Origin of the sequence: Thermorhabdus hydrogeniformans (genome assembly GCF_049310025.1) — a bacterium.
Classification (GTDB): Bacteria; Bacillota; Thermosediminibacteria; order Thermosediminibacterales; family Tepidanaerobacteraceae; genus JBJYKD01.
Genome location: NZ_JBJYKD010000294.1, coordinates 1 through 234, shown reverse-complemented (window position 1 = coordinate 234; position 234 = coordinate 1). Strand labels below are relative to the sequence as shown.

General features: G+C 63.7%; 1 pseudogene. It reads left to right on the top strand.

Annotation, left to right across the window (positions count from 1 at the left end):
• Positions 1-234, top strand: a pseudogene (locus tag ACKX14_RS16485) (acetate--CoA ligase family protein); the annotation flags it as partial.

The window sequence follows — 234 nt, the reverse complement described above, 5'->3', positions numbered from 1 at the left end:
GCGAGCCACACGAGCTCGCTCGCCGGTCAGAACGAGTATTATGATGCCCTGTTCCGGCGGCTCGGCGTGATCACCACCGACACGATCCCGCAGTTCCTGGAGATGATGAAAATTGCGTCGGTCTCGGCGCCGCTGACGGGCAAGAAGCTGTCGGTTTACTCCAGCTCCGGCGGCGACAACGGACTGGCCGCGGACTACTGCTCGTTCGCCGGACTCGAACTGCCGCAGCCGAAC